We start from the raw sequence: 16,333 nt of genomic DNA, 5'->3' as shown, positions 1-16,333 counted from the left end.
GACGCCATGACGACACTCGAAGATCAGGCAGCCGGAACCACCACGATTGACACTGTCCCGCTCACAGCGCTCGATCGCTGTGACAGCTGTGGCGCCCAGGCGTATGTCCGCGCCACGATGGGCGGCAGCGAGCTTCTCTTCTGCGCGCACCACGCGCGCAAGCACGAGGACAAGCTCAAGCCGCTTGCCGATTCCTGGCACGATGAGAGCCACCGGCTCAGCGCCAAGTAACGCTTCGCACCGGATCCAGCCGCGCTGATCCTGCGAAGTATCGCACAGGCGGGTCGGCTTCCCCTCGGGGAGGCCGGCCCGCCTTCTGCGTTGCATGACGAATCACATCACCCCCTCTCGACACGAAAGGCCCGCCCAGGGAACCCGGGCGGGCCTTTCGTGAAGAACGAGTGCCGATTTACTCGAGGTAGTCGCGCAGCGACTGCGACCGCGAGGGGTGGCGCAGCTTAGCCATCGTCTTGGACTCGATCTGGCGGATCCGCTCGCGGGTCACCCCAAACGTGTCGCCAATCTGGTCGAGCGTCTTGGGCATACCGTCGCCCAAGCCGAAGCGCATGCGGATCACGCCGGCCTCGCGCTCAGAGAGCGAATCGAGCAGGGACTCAAGCTGCTGCTGCAGCATCGTGAAGCCCACCGCGTCGGCCGGAACGACCGCTTCGGTGTCTTCGATGAGGTCGCCGAACTCGCTGTCGCCGTCCTCGCCGAGCGGGGTGTGCAGCGAAATCGGCTCGCGGCCGTACTTCTGTACCTCGATGACCTTTTCGGGGGTCATGTCGAGCTCGCGTGAGAGCTCCTCGGGCGTCGGCTCGCGGCCGAGATCCTGCAGCATCTGCCGCTGCACGCGGGCCAGCTTGTTGATGACCTCAACCATGTGCACGGGAATACGAATCGTGCGGGCCTGGTCGGCCATTGCGCGGGTGATCGCCTGACGAATCCACCAGGTGGCGTACGTCGAGAACTTGAAGCCCTTGGTGTAGTCGAACTTCTCGACCGCGCGGATGAGGCCGAGGTTGCCCTCCTGGATCAGGTCGAGGAACTGCATGCCGCGGCCCGTGTAGCGCTTCGCGAGCGAAACGACGAGACGGAGGTTCGCGCCCAGCAGGTGGGCCTTCGCCCGCTCGCCGTCGCGCGATACCCAACGCAGCTCACGCTCGAGGCGCTTCGGCAGGTCCTTCTCGGTCGCGAGCTTCTCGGCGGCAAACAGGCCCGCCTCGATACGCATCGCAAGCTCGACCTCTTCCGCCGCGTTCAACAACGCGACCTTACCGATCTGCTTGAGGTAGTCCTTGACCGGGTCGGCAGTCGCGCCAGGGATCATGGTCGAGATCTGCGGGGACTCTTCGTCGTCCGAGGCACGCAGCACGATCGCGCCGGTCGGCAGCGGCTCATCAGAAACCGTCGACTTGGTCTTCGCGCGCTCAGCCTCGGCCAACTCGCGCTCAGCCTCGGCAACTGCGGCCTCGTCGATCTCCTCGACCTCCGCGGCTGCCTTCTTCGTCGCACGCTTGGCAGCGGGCTTCTTCGCGGCGACTGCCTTCTTCGCCGCAGGCTTCGCGGCAGCGTCGCCCTCGGCCTCGGCCAAAGCCGCGGCTTCAGCCTTCGCCAGCTTCGCGAGAGCGGCCTTGGTCGGCGGCTTCTCGGCAGCAGACTTCGCCGCGGTCGTCTTCGTTGCGGTGGCCTTCGCCGTCGCAGCCTTGGTCGCAGCAGCCTTGGTGGTGCTGGCCTTCGCAGCGGGCGCCTTCGCCTGGGCCGCTACCTGTGCCTCGACCTGAGGTACCTCGGCGTTCGTCTCGGCCGTGGTTGCGGGCTTCTTTGACGTGGATGAAGTAGCCACTCAGCCACCTCTCTGCTCGGGGGTCCGGGGCATCTGGGGCTCTCGGTCGAGTCCCTGCGTTACCGGAAATACGGTCAAACTCAGAAAACCCATGTCAAGTCTCAGTTATTCCAACGCGAGAACGCGAGAAGACCAAGTTGACCGGGTTACGGCTCTATTATTGCACGTCTGAGGACGGACCCGGACCATCCGACGGCCCCGAGTCGTTCTTCCACGGCTGCTGCGCAAGGAAGTGCTCGAGCTCGCTCGCAAGCTGGTCGGCCGTCGGGATACTGCCGTCCTCGCTCATCAGCGGAGAACGCATCGACTGGTCCTCCATATACGTGTCGTAGCGGGCCTCGAGGTTGGCCACCATCTCGCGAGACTCTTCGTTGCTCGCGATCTGTTCATCGACCTTGGCCTGGAAATCGCGCACCTGCTCGCGAATGGGGTCGGTCGCAAAGATCAAGCCGGTCGCGGCCATCAGCCCCTCGAGTGCGCTCAGGAGCGTCGCGGGGTACTCGGTGTTGGCGAGGTAGTGCGGAACCAACAGCACCAGCCCGACGACCTCCTCGCCCAGCGAATGCAGGCGGTACTCCATGAGGTGCCCCACGGTGGCGGAGAGCCTCGTCGTCGGCCGCCAGGCGGACCGGGACTCGATGAGGTCCTCGCGCGAGCCGCTGACCGTATAGACGATGGGGCGCGTGTGCGGGATCGGCATCGGAATCGCGTGCACCCACGCCGTGACCGATACTTCGAACTCGTGCACGAGCAACAGCACCGCGTCGACGAACTGCTCCCAGCGAAAGTCGGGTTCGTAGCCCGTGAGCATCAAGAAGGGAGAGCCCATTGCATCATGCGCGAGAGACAGCGACAGCTCGTCCGGGCTGTAGTCAGTGAGGTGATCCTCGGCAAACGTAATCGTGGGGCGCCGAGCCCGGTAGTCAAGCAGCAGGTCGGCGTTAAACCGCAGCAGCTCCTCAGGCTTGCACTGTTCCCACAGTTGGCTCTCAAGCTGTGCGGTCGCGCTGCCCGCATCAGTGAAACCAGTGAACGCGACGACGAGCGGCAGCCCCTTGGGCACAAGCGCACGACGTTCGGGGTAGTCCGCAGAATACAGAGTCTCATTCACCCCTCCATCCTACGAACGGGGCCGCGCCCGTGGGCGGCTTCGGCTGTGCCATCAGCGAACGCTCTGCGGGAATACCCGCGTGGCGTCGCGGCCGCAACCTATGCTCGAAGCATGTCTCGCACGGTACAACTCAGTCGTTCATCCGATCAGATCTCAGTCTCCAACGGCACCGCAATCCTGGTGTTCGTGCGCGGGGGCGATTCTCCCGAGATCGTGACGTCCCCCGCGTTCACTGCGCAGGATCACGGAGCCGTCCCGCTCGACGCTCTGGGCGTGACGGGCGCGGCCGACCAACTCGTCCGCACCGCCCTCCCCGGATCGGCGGGTACGGTGCTGTGTCTCGTCGGGCTCGGAAAGCGCGACGATGCCGACGCGTATCGCGCCGCTGCGGGCAGCGCGATACGCCAGTTGAGCGGCATCACGACCATCGCGATCGCGGCACCCGGCGAAGATGCCGCGCCGGGCGTGGTCGCGGCGATCGCCGAGGGGGCGCTGCTGGGCGCCTATCGGTACGACGCATCGCGCGGGCTCAGCGCCCCGGAAGACGAGACGGTGTCGGTCCTGCTGCATGCCGCAGCGGATGTCGCCGCGGATCGCCGCGCTGCGGTGGTTTCGACCGCGATTGCCCGAACCAAGGACCTGGTCAACCTTCCCGGGAACGAGATCTACCCCGAGTCCTTCGTCGCCCATGTACTTCCTGAACTTGCCGAGGCCGGACTCGAGACCGAGGTCTGGGATGACGCCCGGTTGGCAGCGGAAGGGTTTGGCGCGATCGTTGCGGTTGGGCAGGGCTCCGAACGCGGACCGCGCCTCCTGCGCGTGGCCTACCGTCCGGAGGGTGCGAACCGCCACATCGCCCTCGTGGGCAAGGGAATCACCTACGACACCGGCGGCCTGTCGCTCAAGCCGGCAAACGCCATGCTGGGCATGAAATCCGACATGGCCGGCGCCGCATCGGTGCTGAGCGTGCTGCGCGCCGCCGCCGAGCTTGCGCTCAACGTTTCAGTCACCGCGTGGCTGCCGTTGGCGGAGAATATGCCCTCCGGGCGGGCGGTTCGACCCGGGGACGTGGTGACGGCGCGCAATGGCCAAACCATTGAGATTACGAACACTGACGCCGAGGGCCGCCTGGTCCTCGGCGATGCGCTTGCCGCGGCTAGCCTCGAGCAGCCGGACGAGATTATCGACGTCGCGACGCTGACCGGTGCTCAGCAAGTCGCCCTGGGCGATCGCACGACCGGCCTGATGGGCGACGACGAGCTCGTCTCCCGCCTGCACCGCGCCGGGCTCGCAGCGGGCGAGCTTCTGTGGCCGATGCCACTGACGGACGAGCTGCGTGGTGTCCTCAAGAGCGACATCGCTGACATCGTGAACGCCAACATGGGCAATCGCTCCGGCGGCATGCTCGTCGCGGGCGTCTTTCTGAGAGATTTCATCGGGAATGCCGCCGACGGGAACCCCATTCAGTGGGCGCATCTCGATATCGCGGGTCCCGCTATGAACGAGGGTGCGCCATACGCTTTCAATGGCGCTGGTGCCACGGGGGCGAGCATTCGCTCGCTCATCACCCATCTCGAAGCGGTCGCCGGCGCGAACAGACTGCCTCAAGATGGGGTATTCTCCGGACAGCTCGACGAATCTGAATCCCGAAAGTAGTAGGCTGGCACTGTCTGTGCGGCGTGCGATCGCCACCGCGCAGAAGTGCCGTCCGAACCGACTTGCACTTGCCGCGAATCCGAGGGAGATCCCACTTGGCCGAACAGAACTTTGATGTCGTAGTCCTCGGCGGAGGAAGCGCGGGCTATGCCACCGCGATCCGCGCCGTTGAACTCGGAATGACCGCTGCGGTTATTGAGAAGGACAAGCTGGGAGGCACCTGCCTCCACCGCGGTTGTGTGCCGACGAAAGCCATGCTCCACTCGGCAGAGGTCGCAGATGTCGCTCGAAACAGTGCAGAGTATGGCGTCCAGTCGACATTCACCGGTGTCGACATTCACGGCGTCTCCGCATACCGCGACGGCATTGTTGCGAAGAAGTTTAAGGGATTGCAGGGGCTCCTGAAGGCCCGCGGCATCACTGTCATTGCTGGCGAGGGTCGCCTGGTCGCTGCGAACACCGTGCAGGTCGGAACCGACCTCATTGTCGGAAAGAACGTCGTCCTGGCGACGGGTTCGTACTCGCGCAGCCTCCCGGGGCTCGAAATCGGCGGCCGCGTCATCACGAGCGAGCATGCGTTGCAGCTCGACACCATTCCGGGACGCGTAGCCATTCTTGGTGGCGGCGTCATCGGCGTCGAGTTTGCCAGCGTCTGGCGTTCATTCGGCTCTGAGGTCACCATCATTGAGGGCCTGCCCCACCTCGTTCCGAACGAGGAGGAGTCGATCTCCAAGCAGCTGGAGCGCGCATTCCGCAAGCGCGGGATCGACTACAAGCTCGGCGTTCGCTTCCAGTCCGTCACCCAGCACGATTCGGGCGTCGTCATCTCGCTCGAGGACGGCACCGTCGTCGAGGCCGAGTACTTGCTCGTTGCCGTTGGCCGTGGTCCGTCGACCCAGGGCATGGGCTTTGAAGCCGTCGGCGTGCAGATGGACCGCGGCTTCGTGCTCACCAACGATCGCCTCGCCACGAACGTTCCCGGCGTGTACGCAGTCGGCGACATTGTTCCTGGCCTGCAGCTCGCGCACCGCGGCTACCAGCAGGGCATCTTTGTCGCTGAAGAGATCGCCGGGCTCGCCCCGGTCGTCGTCTCGGACATCAACATCCCGAAGATCACCTACTGCGATCCCGAGGTTGCCTCGGTGGGTCTGACTCAGGCGAAGGCCGTCGAGGAGTACGGAAGCGACCGCGTCTCCGCATACGAGTACAACCTCGCGGGCAACGCGAAGAGCGAGATCCTCGGCACGGCTGGCACCGTCAAAGTCGTCCGCGTCAACGACGGCCCCGTCGTCGGCGTCCACATGATCGGGGCTCGCGTCGGCGAGCTGATCGGCGAGGCACAGATGATCGTGAACTGGGAGGCGTACCCCGAAGACGTTGCCCCCTTCATTCACGCACACCCCAGCCAGAATGAGTCGATCGCCGAGGCGATGCTCAACCTGGCTGGCAAGCCTCTCCACACGATGTAGTCGTGGCCACCCCTACTTTTTTCGAAACCACCAAGGAGAGTTCCCCCCATGAGTGAGTCCGTAGTTCTTCCCGCACTCGGCGAAAGCGTGACCGAGGGGACGGTGACCCGTTGGCTGAAGAACGTCGGCGACACGATCGCCGTCGACGAGCCGCTGCTTGAGGTGTCGACCGACAAGGTCGACACCGAGATCCCGTCGCCCATTGCGGGCGTATTGGAAGAGATCTTTGTTCAGGAAGACGAGACCGTTGAGGTCGGTGCCGTCCTCGCTCGCGTAGGCGACGGCAGTGGCGCTGGCGCCGCGGCCCCGGCGACCCCCGAGGCGGCTCCGGCAGCCCCCGAGGCTGCTCCGGCCGCCCCCGCTGAGCCCGTCGCGGCGGTTCCTGCACCTGTCGCGGAACCCGTCGTTCCTGCAGTTGCTCCGGTCGTTCCTGCGGCCGCACCTGTTGTTCCTGCTGCAACACCGGTCGTGCCGGCCGCAGCACCCGCCGTTCCGGTCGTTCCTGCAGCAGTGCCCGTTGTTCCGTCCGCAGCACCGGTCGTGCCTGCCGCAGCACCCGCCGTTCCGGTCGTTCCTGCAGCAGTGCCCGTTGTTCCGTCCGCAGCACCGGTCGTGCCTGCCGCAGCACCCGCAGCCGTGGGAGCCCCGGCCGCTGCGGACGCCGGCGCCTACGTCACCCCGATCGTACGCAAGCTTGCGCACGACCTGGGCGTCGACCTCGGTCGCGTCGTGGGCACCGGCGTCGGAGGCCGCATCCGCAAGGAAGACGTGCAGGCCGCCGCCAGCAACACGGGCGCCGCCGCCGTCTCGGCTCCGGCCCCCGTCGAGGTTTCGCCGCTGCGCGGAACGACTCAGAAGATGAGCCGACTGCGCAAGGTGATCTCCGAGCGCGCTGTTGCGTCGATGCAGGCCACCGCTCAGCTCACCACCTTCGTCGAGGTTGATGTGACGCGCATCGCTCAGCTGCGCCAGGCGAAGAAGGACGAGTTCCTGGCACGCACCGGATCGAAGCTGTCGTTCCTGCCGTTCTTCGCCGTTGCGGCAGCCGAGGCGCTGCGTTCAAACCCCGTGTTGAATGCAAGCGTTGAGGGCGACAGCATCGCCTACCACCCGTCGGAGAACATCAGCATCGCGGTCGAGACCGAGCGCGGCTTGTTGACGCCGGTGCTTCGTGATGCCGGCGACAAGAACATCGCGCAGATCGCTGGCGAGATCGCTGACCTCGCTGCCCGGACGCGCAGCAACAAGCTGACGCCCGACGAGCTCGCCGGTGGCACGTTCACCCTCACGAACACGGGATCGCGCGGCGCCCACTTCGATACGCCGCTCGTCTTCCTGCCCCAGTCCGCAATCCTGGGTACGGGTTCCGTGGTGAAGAAAGCCGGCGTTGTTTCGACCCCCGAGGGCGACGCGATTGCTGTCCGCTCGATGGTCATGCTCGCCGTGTCGTACGACCACCGCATCGTCGATGGTGCGGACGCAGCCCGCTTCCTCTCACAGATGAAGGCCCGCCTTGAGGGCGGCGACTTCGAGGCGCTTCTGGGTCTCTAACCGTTCAGAACGATTTACCTCGCGCCGCTCCCGGCGCACCACTGATGCCGCGTGCCCCTTCCGGGGTGCGCGGCATCGTGCGTCTCTGGCGATCCGCGGCGGGTGACGTCCGGGGCGGACCTTCTCCGGGCGCTTCCGACCCAAGCGCCCAAGGCGCCGGCGTAATTCGCGCACGAATCCGATACTCGGCACACTCGCGCGGTGATTCGTGCGCGGCACCGACACCGAGGCGGGCATCTCCCCGTGCGGCCTCGAGGGCTTCCAGCACGAGCCATCCGCCATCGGCGGGCTGCAGTTCACGAATCAGGGACCAGAGGTGACTCCGCGAGATCCCCAGGTCTACACACCAATCGTCATGCCCTTCTCTGCGGTGAGTGTGTGCGCGAAGCCGCGAGCGCATGGCCACATCGAGCGGCTCTCGGGCGACCCGCTGCAACCGGCCACCGGATATCGCGAGGTTCGCGGGCCGCAGCCCGCCGAGACACCACCCGTGATGCCGCGCTTGTTCCCCCACCGTGAGCAGCTCAAGAACCAGCCACGCGAGCTCCCCCGCACCAAGAAGCATCTGTCTCGGGCGGTTCGCGAGACTGCGTTGACCTGCGAAGAGCGTCGGAGTGCTCGTCGTCTGCCTACGTCGCATGCCAGTTCCCCCTACTCAGTGGTGACGACCCGTTCAGAAGGACCGCGCTCACCATCCAAGCGCCCAGCGCACTCGGCCGGGCCGCAGTGTCCCCGTCGGTGGAAAACTGTCGGTCGCCGATGTCTGTGGACGGCAACCTCTGTGGATGGCGACGCGGGCACCGGCGAACCCGGCCCGCTCTTGCCAATTCGCTGGGAGGCGAGAAGGCCATCGACGTGCGCGGCGACCGCGCGAATCGCGATACGCTAGAAGGTATGGCAAAGGATCCGGAAAAGAAGGCAGCGCGCGCGGCAAAGCAGCCCGGGCGCATCAAGCAGATGTGGCAGGTCTATCAGACCACCAAGCAGCACGATCGCAATCTGACGCTGTCACTACTGCTCGCGTTCATCGCACCCATCGTGGTCGGTGTGCTCGTTGCGGCGTTGCTGCCCGGAAACTGGATCTCCTGGGTGCTATGGACCATCACCGGAGTCTTGCTCGGCATCCTGCTCGTGATGATCGTGTTGGGTCGTCGCGCTGAGAAGGCCGCGTACCAGCAGATCGAGGGTCGCCCCGGTGCTGTGGGCGCGGTCGTGCAGGGGGCGCTCCGCCGCTCCTGGCGCGGATCCGAAACCCCCGTGGCGATGAACCCCCGCACGCAGGATGCGATCTACCGCGTCGTCGGACGCGGCGGCGTCGTCATCATCGCCGAGGGCCCGGCCGAACGCACCAAGCGCCTGCGCCTGGACGAGGAGCGCAAGGTTCGCCGCGTCCTTCCCAACGTGAAGATCACCCACATTCAGGTCGGCCCGGACGAGGGATCGGTGCCGCTGCACAAGCTTTCTCGCGCGCTCCTGAAGATCAAGCCGTCCTTGAACCGCAATGAGGTTCAGGCCGTGCACCTGCGACTAGCGTCACTGCAGTCCTCGCCGGTCGGCATCCCGAAGGGCATCGACCCCAACAAGGTTCGCTCGCAGCGCCCGCGCTAGACGACCAAACGAAGAAGGGCCCGGCAGCGATGCCGGGCCCTTCTTCGTTTCCCCACGACTGGTTAGCCTCGGATCAACACCGTGCCGGCGACCTTGTCGTGGAAACCGCGCTGGTCCGAGTCCCACACGACGACGGGAATGACGAGCACGATCAGCAACGTGCGCACGATCGGGCGCCACGGCCCGACCCAGCCGCCGGCAATCGGCACGACCCGCAGCCCCGCGATCCGGTGCCCGAGCGAGCCACCGATCGTGGGGATAAAAAGAATGTTGATGGCCGCAAAGATGCCGAGCGTCAAGAGCGAGGCGCGCGGATCCTGATTTCCAAACCCCACGAGAAACCCTGAGAGCACGGAGGCCAACAGCCAGTCGATGCAAATCGCGAGGATGCGGCGACCGATACGACCGACCGAGCCCGGCCCGCTCTCGGGGAGTCCCAATCGTTCACCGGGCCACTGACTCGGTACTAGGTCGCCGAATTTCTGGGCACGCTGCTCACTCACCATGGAAATGAGTCTACCGATTACCGGGATTTCGTAACCTGCGCGAAACACAGGGTAAACGCCGAAGAAACGGCCCTGCCCTAGGCTGAACGTATGGCGGCGCAGGTCTGGCGCCCACCACAGTCCCAAAAGGAGCAGAATGTTTCGCGAGCCCGCAGAAGTTCTCAGCTACATCAAAGAGCACGACGTCAAGTTCCTTGACGTTCGGTTCACCGATCTCCCTGGTGTGCAGCAGCACTTCAATGTCCCCGCCGCAAGCGTAGACCTGGACTTCTTTGTCACCGGTCAGATGTTTGACGGTTCGTCGATCCGTGGCTTCTCCGGAATCGCCGAGTCGGACATGCAGCTCATTCCCGACGTCACGACGGCGTACCTCGACCAGTTCCGGGCCGAGAAGACCCTCATCATGCTGTTCGACATCTTCAACCCGCGCACCGGCGAGATCTACTCGCGCGACCCGCGCCAGGTCGCAAAGAAGGCGGAGCGCTACCTCGCCTCGACCGGCATTGCTGACACCGCGTTCTTCGCAGCCGAGGCAGAGTTCTACATTCTCGACTCGGTCCGCTACGAGACCACCGCGCAGCGCACCTTCTATGAGATTGACTCGGAAGAAGCGCACTGGAACTCCGGCAAGAAGATGGAGGGTGGCAACCCCGGTTATACGACCTCGCAGAAGGGCGGCTACTTCCCCGTCTCCCCCACCGACAAGCAGGCCGACCTCCGCGACGATATCTCGCTGCGCCTGATCGAATCGGGTCTCATCCTCGAGCGCTCGCACCACGAGGTGGGCGCGCCCGGCCAGGCCGAGATCAACTACCGCTTCGACACCCTGGTCAAGGCTGCCGATGACGTCATGAAGTTCAAGTACGTCGTTAAGAACACGGCCGACCTGTGGGGCAAGACCGCCACCTTCATGCCGAAGCCCGTCTTCGGTGACAACGGCTCGGGCATGCACACCCACATGTCGCTGTGGGCGAACGGCGATCCGCTGTTCTATGACGAGAACGGCTACGGCGGTCTCTCGGACACCGCTCGCTGGTACATCGGCGGCATCCTGGCACACGCCCCGTCGCTGCTCGCGTTCACGAACCCGACCATCAACAGCTACCGTCGCCTGGTCAAGGGCTTCGAGGCTCCCGTGAACCTCGCCTACTCGGCGGGCAACCGCTCGGCGGCCATCCGGATCCCCCTGACGGGCACCAACCCGAAGGCGAAGCGCATCGAGTTCCGCGCTCCCGACGCATCGAGCAACCCGTACCTCGCGTTCGCGGCCCAGCTGATGGCAGGCCTCGACGGTATCCGCAACCGCATCGAGCCGATGGCGCCGATCGATAAGGATCTCTACGAACTGCCCCCCGAGGAAGCCAAGAACATCCCGCAGGTTCCCGGTTCGCTCGACGAGGCGCTTGTCGCTCTCGAGAACGACCACCAGTACCTGCTCGAGGGTGGCGTGTTCACCGAAGAGTTGGTCCGCACCTGGATTGACGACAAGCGCACGATGGAGATTCAGCCGATGGCGCTGCGTCCCCACCCGTACGAGTTCGAGCTGTACTACGGCATCTAGGAACACCTTCCAGCTGCGGGCAGATTCCTGCCTCTGCTGTGGACGCGCCCTACGGGCCCGAATCGCGCGAGCGAGGACGGCACGTAGGGCGCGTTTCGTTCTCCCCGGGTCACCTGGTCGGAGGACACCTGACGCAGTCTTCGGACGTGGACTCGTGGGCAGACAGTAGCCTCGGGTAAATCGTCCCGCCCGCAAAGGAACCCAACGTGTCGTACCACCCGTCGATGCAGTTGGCCACGCTGTCGGAGATTGCCCCCGGCGCCCACGGACGAATTTCCCAGCGGTCGGCATCGCTCGACGGCGTCGACGCGACCCAGGTCACCTTCCACGTCGGCGCGAAGTAGTCGGCGGATCTGCGGGACTACGCGGGCACAGTCTCCCCTGCCGCCCGGTCGGCGCGCGTTCAGCACCCGAGCGTGCGCGTGCCGGTCTTCGTCTGAAATCGAATCAGGTAGCCGTCAGGGTCGGTGACAAGAAACTGTTCGACCCCGACCTCCTCGGTGTCGGAGATCCGGTACCACTTTGACTCGGGCTCGACGAACAAGGGCCAGCCGGCGCCACGAAGCGACCGCAACACGGGGGCCAGATCGCTGATCTCGATCTGGAAGTTGATACCCCGGCCGAGCGGCGGTTCAAGCGGGGCCGTCTCCCAGGTGCGCCCCTCCCCGATCTCATCAAGCATCACGTGCGCGCTACCCAGCGAGAGGTAGGCGAAGCCTTCTTCGGGGCGCTGGTAGTCGATCTTGAACCCGCAGAGTCCGCACCAGAAGGCCATACTTCGGGGCGAATCCGTCACGAGCAGCTCCGGGACGAGCGAGGGCACCAGCTGAGTCATTTGCCCATACTCCCAGATCGACGCAGTTGAGTCGGCGCCTCCTCCCCCATACGCTCGATACATGTCCACTCGTGATGTGCCGGAAAGCCTGGGCAACCTGCCCAAGATCGGCCGACCCGCCACCTCCGCCTTGATCTCGGTGGGCGTGGGCTCACTTTCCGGGGTGGCCCGAATGTCTCGGGGTCAGCTCCTGGCGCTCCACGGGGTCGGGCCGAAGGCGGTCAGGCTGCTAGCTGACGCGCTCGCGGAGGCGGGACTCAACTTTGCCGACGACGAGTCGACGCCTCCATCAACGTGAGCCGTTCCAGCAAAGTTTCCGAGACATTCCGCGGCCACTGGGCTAGGGTCGGCCTTGAGCCCATGCATTCTCATCAAAGGAGTAGGAATGTCCGGAAAAGATCGCGGTCAGAAGAACACGAAGAAGCCAGCGAAGCAGACACTCAAGGAAAAGCGTGTGGCGAAGCACACCAAGTCCGAAGAGGCAGACCAGAAGCGCTCGTAGGAGCGTGCAGGATCGGGCCGTGTTGTCGCGGGGAACACCCCCGGGCGGCACGGCCCATCTTTATGCCTTTCGGCGGGTCTTCCTGCGATAGATCCACACACCGCACAGCAGGCCACCCGCGGCGATCACTAGCGCGATGAGCATGAAGACGATGTACCGTGTCTCGGTAACGTCACCCTCGTACGGTTGGGCATCTGACCAGTCAAGCGAGAGCCGGACGAACACAGCTGCTAGGACGAGGCCAGCCAGCGCAACCCCGGCCGCCGCGAGGATCGCGGCACCTCGAACTCGAACGCGTTCTTTCTGCATCCCCGCAGCTTACGCGAAGCGAGATCGCAGTCGACGCACGCCCCTGAACTAGAGCAGTCCGGCCTCAGCAACTTTGCTGGGGCCGGACTGCGAGGCGACTCAGGACTCGAGATCAGACTCGAGTTCGTCCGCGTCCTCGGCGAGGATCGCGTCCAGGAATGACTGGAGGTAGTTCATAACGATCAGGTTACGCTCAGCCGGGGCCTGGGTCTAGACCTTCGGGAAAACTTTTCCAGAACGCCAGGTGAACTTCTGTTCGTGCCGCTACGCAGCCGGGAACACGTCCGGCGCTCGCCCATAGAACTCACGCTCAAAAACGGCGCGTGCTCGGCGAGTCGCTGCAAAATACCGTTCCTCAAGTTCCGTCGTCGACTGCGTGGGCAAGCCCAGGATCCGCCCGACGCCGTCCAGGTCCGCCCGTTCGCGCGGTAACAGGTCAGAGCCCCGCCCCGACCACAGTCGATTCGCTGACCGAATCTCCCCCGCGAGCTTCCAAGCCGTCTCGAGCGTTTCACGGGACGCCTCGTCGAGGAGTCCCGCTCGCACCGCGGCAGCGAGGCCGCCCACTGTCGACGCGGTCCGCAGCTCGGGAAGCGCGGCGGCATGCTGCAGTTGCAGCAGCTGCAGCAGCCATTCCACGTCGCTGATCGCGCCGGGTCCCAGCTTGAGATGTCGCAGCGGGTCAGCGCCTCGCGGGAGTCGCTCCGCCTCGACCCGCGCCTTGATGCGACGCACCTCGCGCGCCTCGGATTCGCCGAGGGCCTCGGGGTAGCGTATTTCGTCTGCCAGCCGCATAAAGTCGGCGCCGAGATCCACATCGCCGGCGACGGCGCGGGCCCGCAACAACGCCTGCGCTTCCCAAGTCAGCGACCAGCGCTCGTAGTAGCTGCGATAGCCCGTGAGGCTGCGGACGAATGGTCCGTTCTTCCCCTCGGGGCGCAGATCGAAGTCGAGGTCGAGTGGGAACCGTGGGTCTGCGGCGAGCATGCGCAGCTCAGCGATGACGCGGGCGGCCTCGTTCGCCGCTCCCTCCACGCCCTCCGGGGCACGGAACACCGCGAGCAGGTCGATGTCTGAGGCGAACCCGAGCTCGGCTCCCCCGTATCGCCCCATCCCAATCAAGGCGATCTCGAGGCCGGGCACCGACTGACGCTCAGGCTCCGATCGGATCGCTGCCAACAATGCCTCGAGGAGTGCGGTGTGTGCAGCGTCGAGACCCGCCGATACGGCCTCTGGACCGTTCACCCCGACCAGCTGGCCGAGGGCGGTGCGCAGTACTTCCCGGCGGTGAATGGTCCGTAGGCCAGGGGCCGCCGCCGCCGCGGTGTCACGGCGCGCCGCAAGGGCGAGCATCTCTTCCCGCAGCGGCGCGAGCGGCACCGGCCGCAGCAGCGCGTCGTGCTCGAGCCACGCCGCGGACTCCGGGATCGTCTCCATCAGTTCGCCGGCAAAACGCGAATTCGCCAGCACTCGTGTGAGGCGCTCCGCGGCGCCCGCGCTGTCGCGCAGGAGGCGCACAAACCAGGAGGAATTCTTGAGTCCCTCGCTAATGCGACGGAAGGCGAGCAGGCCGTAGTCGGGGTCGGCCCCCTCCGAGAACCAGTGCAGCAGCACCGGCATGAGGTTTCGTTGCACGAGAGCCCGGCGCGAGGTGCCGGACGTGAGGGTGCCCAGATGGCGCATCGCCCCGTCCGGGTCGCGGAAGCCGATCGAAAGCAGGCGCGCCCTGGCGGCCTCCGTGCCGAGCACGAAATCCTCATCCGGAAGCTCGGCGACGGCGGAGAGCAGCGGAGCGTAGAAGACTTTGAGATGCAACTCGCGCACGCGCCGCTTGGTCTCTTCCCAGCGCGCGCGGAGCGCCTCGGCGTCGGGAGCCAGCTGGCTGGCGCGCGCCAGCACGCGCAGACCGTCCGGGTCTGTCGGCATGAGCGCGGTACGACGCAGGTCGCGCAGCTGGAGTCGATGCTCGAGCACGCGAAGCTCACGATATGCCTCGGCGAGCTCGTCGCCATCGGCGCGGGCCACGTAGCCGCCGTCCACGAGGGCCTCGAGCGCGGGGATCGTGCCCCGCCGGCGCAACCGCTCGTCGTACTGGCCGTGCACGAGCTGCAGCAGTTGCACGCTGAACTCGACGTCACGCAGCCCGCCAGGGCCGAGTTTGAGCTGCACCTCGAGCGCGCCATCCTCGATGTGCTCGGTGACTCGTTCGCGCATACGTTGCACGGAGCCGACGAAATCGTCGCGAGAGCTTGAAGCCCAGACCAGGGGCCGCGTACGGGCGACGTAGTCTTCGCCCAGGGCAAGGTCCCCCGCGAGGGCACGCGCCTTCAGCAGCGCCTGGAACTCCCACGTGCGCGCCCAGCGCTCGTAATAGGCAAGGTGAGAGCTGAGGGTGCGCACGAGGGCGCCTTGACGGCCCTCGGGGCGCAGGTTCGGATCAACTTGCCAGAGCGGTGGCTCCATCGAGAAGTCGTGGATCGCTCGCATCATCTCGCTCGCGAGCCGGGTGCCGATCCGAATGGCCTCGTCGGTGTCGAGAACGTCTGGGTCGGCAGACTCCACCACAAAGATGACGTCGACATCCGACACCACGTTCAGCTCGCGCGCGCCGCACTTGCCCATCGCGATGACGGCGAGTCGGGTGAGCGCGACCCGATCCGGGGCGATGGGCAGTCCCGCGCCCCCGTCGCGGGATAGCGTCGCCGCGGCGACCGCGAGCGCGGCCTCGATCGCGGCGGCCGCGAGGTCGGAGAGTGCCGCCGCGACCTCTTCAAAGGCCTCGGGGGCTGCAGGGCCACGCGCGAGGTCTTCCAGCACAACCTCTGCCAGCAGCTCCCGATAGCGCACGCGCAGGGCCCGCCAGCCGGCCTCTCCCGACAGGATCCCGGCGTCCTCGGCGGCGACCGCGGGGCTGGTCGCGCGCGCGGGATCGGCCCCGACCGAGCGCAGGAGCTCGCCGCGCAGCTCCGCAGCGCCGGGAAGGCGGCCGCCGCGCAGCAGAATCTCGAGCAGGTGTTCGGGATGGCGGGTGAAAAAGTCCCCGAGCGCGGGTGAGGCGCCCACGAGGAGGGAGAGGGCCTGGAGCGGCGTGTATCCCGCGTGCGATCGTTCCAGGGGCCCGTCGTCCACCGGATCATGCAGGGAGATCTCCTGCATGAGCTCTGGCTGCGCCTCGGCGAGTGCGCGCAGGCGCACGAGTGCGACGTCCGGGTCGGCGGCGTGCGACAGCGCCGCAAGCCAGCGGTCCTCGGCGATGCCACTCGCCGCGGCGAGCTCAGCCAGGCTGTCGCGCGCGGCGGTGAGCTCGACAAAGCCCGCCCGTGCGATCCGCGTGAGTGTTCCCGTGCGGGCGCCGCGCCCACGCTGCTCTGCCATGCGG

14 protein-coding genes are annotated in these 16,333 nt (G+C 66.0%); 8 read left to right on the top strand and 6 right to left on the bottom strand.

Annotated elements, in window-relative coordinates:
- The first annotated feature begins 6 nt into the window (after positions 1 to 6).
- The gene (locus JW030_RS06050) at positions 7 to 231 is read left to right on the top strand and encodes a hypothetical protein (RefSeq protein WP_188044835.1); all 225 of its coding nucleotides are present in this window, start codon (positions 7 to 9) and stop codon (positions 229 to 231) included.
- A gap of 178 nt (positions 232 to 409) precedes the next feature.
- Here JW030_RS06050 and JW030_RS06045 read toward each other — a convergent pair whose 3' ends face one another.
- Both JW030_RS06045 and JW030_RS06040 read right to left on the bottom strand, forming a co-directional pair.
- A complete protein-coding gene (locus tag JW030_RS06045) occupies positions 410 to 1,846 on the bottom strand; it encodes an RNA polymerase sigma factor (RefSeq protein WP_188044836.1) in 1,437 nt (478 codons plus the stop codon).
- A 157-nt stretch (positions 1,847 to 2,003) separates the two neighbouring features.
- Positions 2,004 to 2,957 (bottom strand): proteasome assembly chaperone family protein, encoded by a 954-nt coding sequence (locus tag JW030_RS06040; RefSeq protein WP_188044837.1) that lies wholly within the window; start codon positions 2,955 to 2,957, stop codon positions 2,004 to 2,006.
- A 111-nt stretch (positions 2,958 to 3,068) separates the two neighbouring features.
- Between JW030_RS06040 and JW030_RS06035 the strand changes: the two genes are divergently transcribed.
- The 4 genes from JW030_RS06035 to JW030_RS06020 all read left to right on the top strand — a co-directional run bounded on the left by JW030_RS06035 (position 3,069) and on the right by JW030_RS06020 (position 9,241).
- Positions 3,069 to 4,613 carry a leucyl aminopeptidase gene (locus tag JW030_RS06035; protein WP_188044838.1) on the top strand — a complete coding sequence of 515 codons (1,545 nt, stop codon included), beginning with the start codon at positions 3,069 to 3,071 and terminating at the stop codon, positions 4,611 to 4,613.
- Positions 4,614 to 4,708: 95 nt separating this feature from the next.
- Positions 4,709 to 6,082, top strand: a complete 1,374-nt coding sequence (gene lpdA / locus JW030_RS06030) for a dihydrolipoyl dehydrogenase (protein ID WP_188044839.1) — start codon at positions 4,709 to 4,711, stop codon at positions 6,080 to 6,082.
- 48 nt (positions 6,083 to 6,130) lie between these two features.
- Positions 6,131 to 7,633: a 2-oxo acid dehydrogenase subunit E2 gene (locus tag JW030_RS06025; protein WP_188044840.1), complete on the top strand. Its 1,503-nt coding sequence runs from the start codon at positions 6,131 to 6,133 to the stop codon at positions 7,631 to 7,633.
- An 894-nt stretch (positions 7,634 to 8,527) separates the two neighbouring features.
- Positions 8,528 to 9,241, top strand: coding sequence for a DUF4191 domain-containing protein (locus JW030_RS06020; RefSeq protein ID WP_188044841.1), 714 nt, complete (start codon positions 8,528 to 8,530; stop codon positions 9,239 to 9,241).
- 62 nt (positions 9,242 to 9,303) lie between these two features.
- Here JW030_RS06020 and JW030_RS06015 read toward each other — a convergent pair whose 3' ends face one another.
- Positions 9,304 to 9,747, bottom strand: a complete 444-nt coding sequence (locus JW030_RS06015) for an RDD family protein (RefSeq protein ID WP_188044842.1) — start codon at positions 9,745 to 9,747, stop codon at positions 9,304 to 9,306.
- 136 nt (positions 9,748 to 9,883) lie between these two features.
- Here JW030_RS06015 and glnA point away from each other — a divergent pair, with 136 nt between their 5' ends.
- Positions 9,884 to 11,308 carry a type I glutamate--ammonia ligase gene (gene glnA / locus JW030_RS06010; protein WP_188044843.1) on the top strand — a complete coding sequence of 475 codons (1,425 nt, stop codon included), beginning with the start codon at positions 9,884 to 9,886 and terminating at the stop codon, positions 11,306 to 11,308.
- 206 nt (positions 11,309 to 11,514) lie between these two features.
- Positions 11,515 to 11,652 (top strand): hypothetical protein, encoded by a 138-nt coding sequence (locus JW030_RS06005; RefSeq protein WP_188044844.1) that lies wholly within the window; start codon positions 11,515 to 11,517, stop codon positions 11,650 to 11,652.
- A gap of 59 nt (positions 11,653 to 11,711) precedes the next feature.
- Here JW030_RS06005 and JW030_RS06000 read toward each other — a convergent pair whose 3' ends face one another.
- Complete coding sequence (locus JW030_RS06000) at positions 11,712 to 12,143, bottom strand: VOC family protein (RefSeq protein WP_188044845.1); 432 nt, start codon at positions 12,141 to 12,143, stop codon at positions 11,712 to 11,714.
- A 61-nt stretch (positions 12,144 to 12,204) separates the two neighbouring features.
- Between JW030_RS06000 and JW030_RS05995 the strand changes: the two genes are divergently transcribed.
- Positions 12,205 to 12,441: a helix-hairpin-helix domain-containing protein gene (locus tag JW030_RS05995; RefSeq protein ID WP_188044846.1), complete on the top strand. Its 237-nt coding sequence runs from the start codon at positions 12,205 to 12,207 to the stop codon at positions 12,439 to 12,441.
- Positions 12,442 to 12,705: 264 nt separating this feature from the next.
- Here JW030_RS05995 and JW030_RS05990 read toward each other — a convergent pair whose 3' ends face one another.
- The gene (locus JW030_RS05990) at positions 12,706 to 12,954 is read right to left on the bottom strand and encodes a hypothetical protein (RefSeq protein WP_188044847.1); all 249 of its coding nucleotides are present in this window, start codon (positions 12,952 to 12,954) and stop codon (positions 12,706 to 12,708) included.
- A 264-nt stretch (positions 12,955 to 13,218) separates the two neighbouring features.
- Positions 13,219 to 16,329 (bottom strand): bifunctional [glutamine synthetase] adenylyltransferase/[glutamine synthetase]-adenylyl-L-tyrosine phosphorylase, encoded by a 3,111-nt coding sequence (locus JW030_RS05985; protein ID WP_188044848.1) that lies wholly within the window; start codon positions 16,327 to 16,329, stop codon positions 13,219 to 13,221.
- Between the last annotated feature and the right edge of the window lie 4 nt (positions 16,330 to 16,333).

The sequence above is a fragment of the Leucobacter sp. CX169 genome, assembly GCF_017161405.1.
Lineage (GTDB): Bacteria > Actinomycetota > Actinomycetes > Actinomycetales > Microbacteriaceae > Cx-87.
The sequence above is the reverse complement of the archived record's forward strand: the minus strand, read 5'-3'. Positions and strand labels throughout refer to the sequence as shown.

Excerpts from the sequence above, each read along its gene's own strand:
- JW030_RS06020 (WP_188044841.1), top strand. The coding sequence starts at position 8,528 with ATGGCAAAGGATCCGGAAAAGAAGGCAGCGCGCGCGGCAAAGCAGCCC.
- JW030_RS05990 (WP_188044847.1), bottom strand. The coding sequence starts at position 12,954 with ATGCAGAAAGAACGCGTTCGAGTTCGAGGTGCCGCGATCCTCGCGGCG.
- JW030_RS06000 (WP_188044845.1), bottom strand. The coding sequence starts at position 12,143 with ATGACTCAGCTGGTGCCCTCGCTCGTCCCGGAGCTGCTCGTGACGGAT.
- JW030_RS06025 (WP_188044840.1), top strand. The coding sequence starts at position 6,131 with ATGAGTGAGTCCGTAGTTCTTCCCGCACTCGGCGAAAGCGTGACCGAG.
- JW030_RS06050 (WP_188044835.1), top strand. The coding sequence starts at position 7 with ATGACGACACTCGAAGATCAGGCAGCCGGAACCACCACGATTGACACT.
- JW030_RS05995 (WP_188044846.1), top strand. The coding sequence starts at position 12,205 with ATGTCCACTCGTGATGTGCCGGAAAGCCTGGGCAACCTGCCCAAGATC.
- glnA (WP_188044843.1), top strand. The coding sequence starts at position 9,884 with ATGTTTCGCGAGCCCGCAGAAGTTCTCAGCTACATCAAAGAGCACGAC.
- JW030_RS06035 (WP_188044838.1), top strand. The coding sequence starts at position 3,069 with ATGTCTCGCACGGTACAACTCAGTCGTTCATCCGATCAGATCTCAGTC.
- JW030_RS05985 (WP_188044848.1), bottom strand. The coding sequence starts at position 16,329 with ATGGCAGAGCAGCGTGGGCGCGGCGCCCGCACGGGAACACTCACGCGG.
- JW030_RS06015 (WP_188044842.1), bottom strand. The coding sequence starts at position 9,747 with ATGGTGAGTGAGCAGCGTGCCCAGAAATTCGGCGACCTAGTACCGAGT.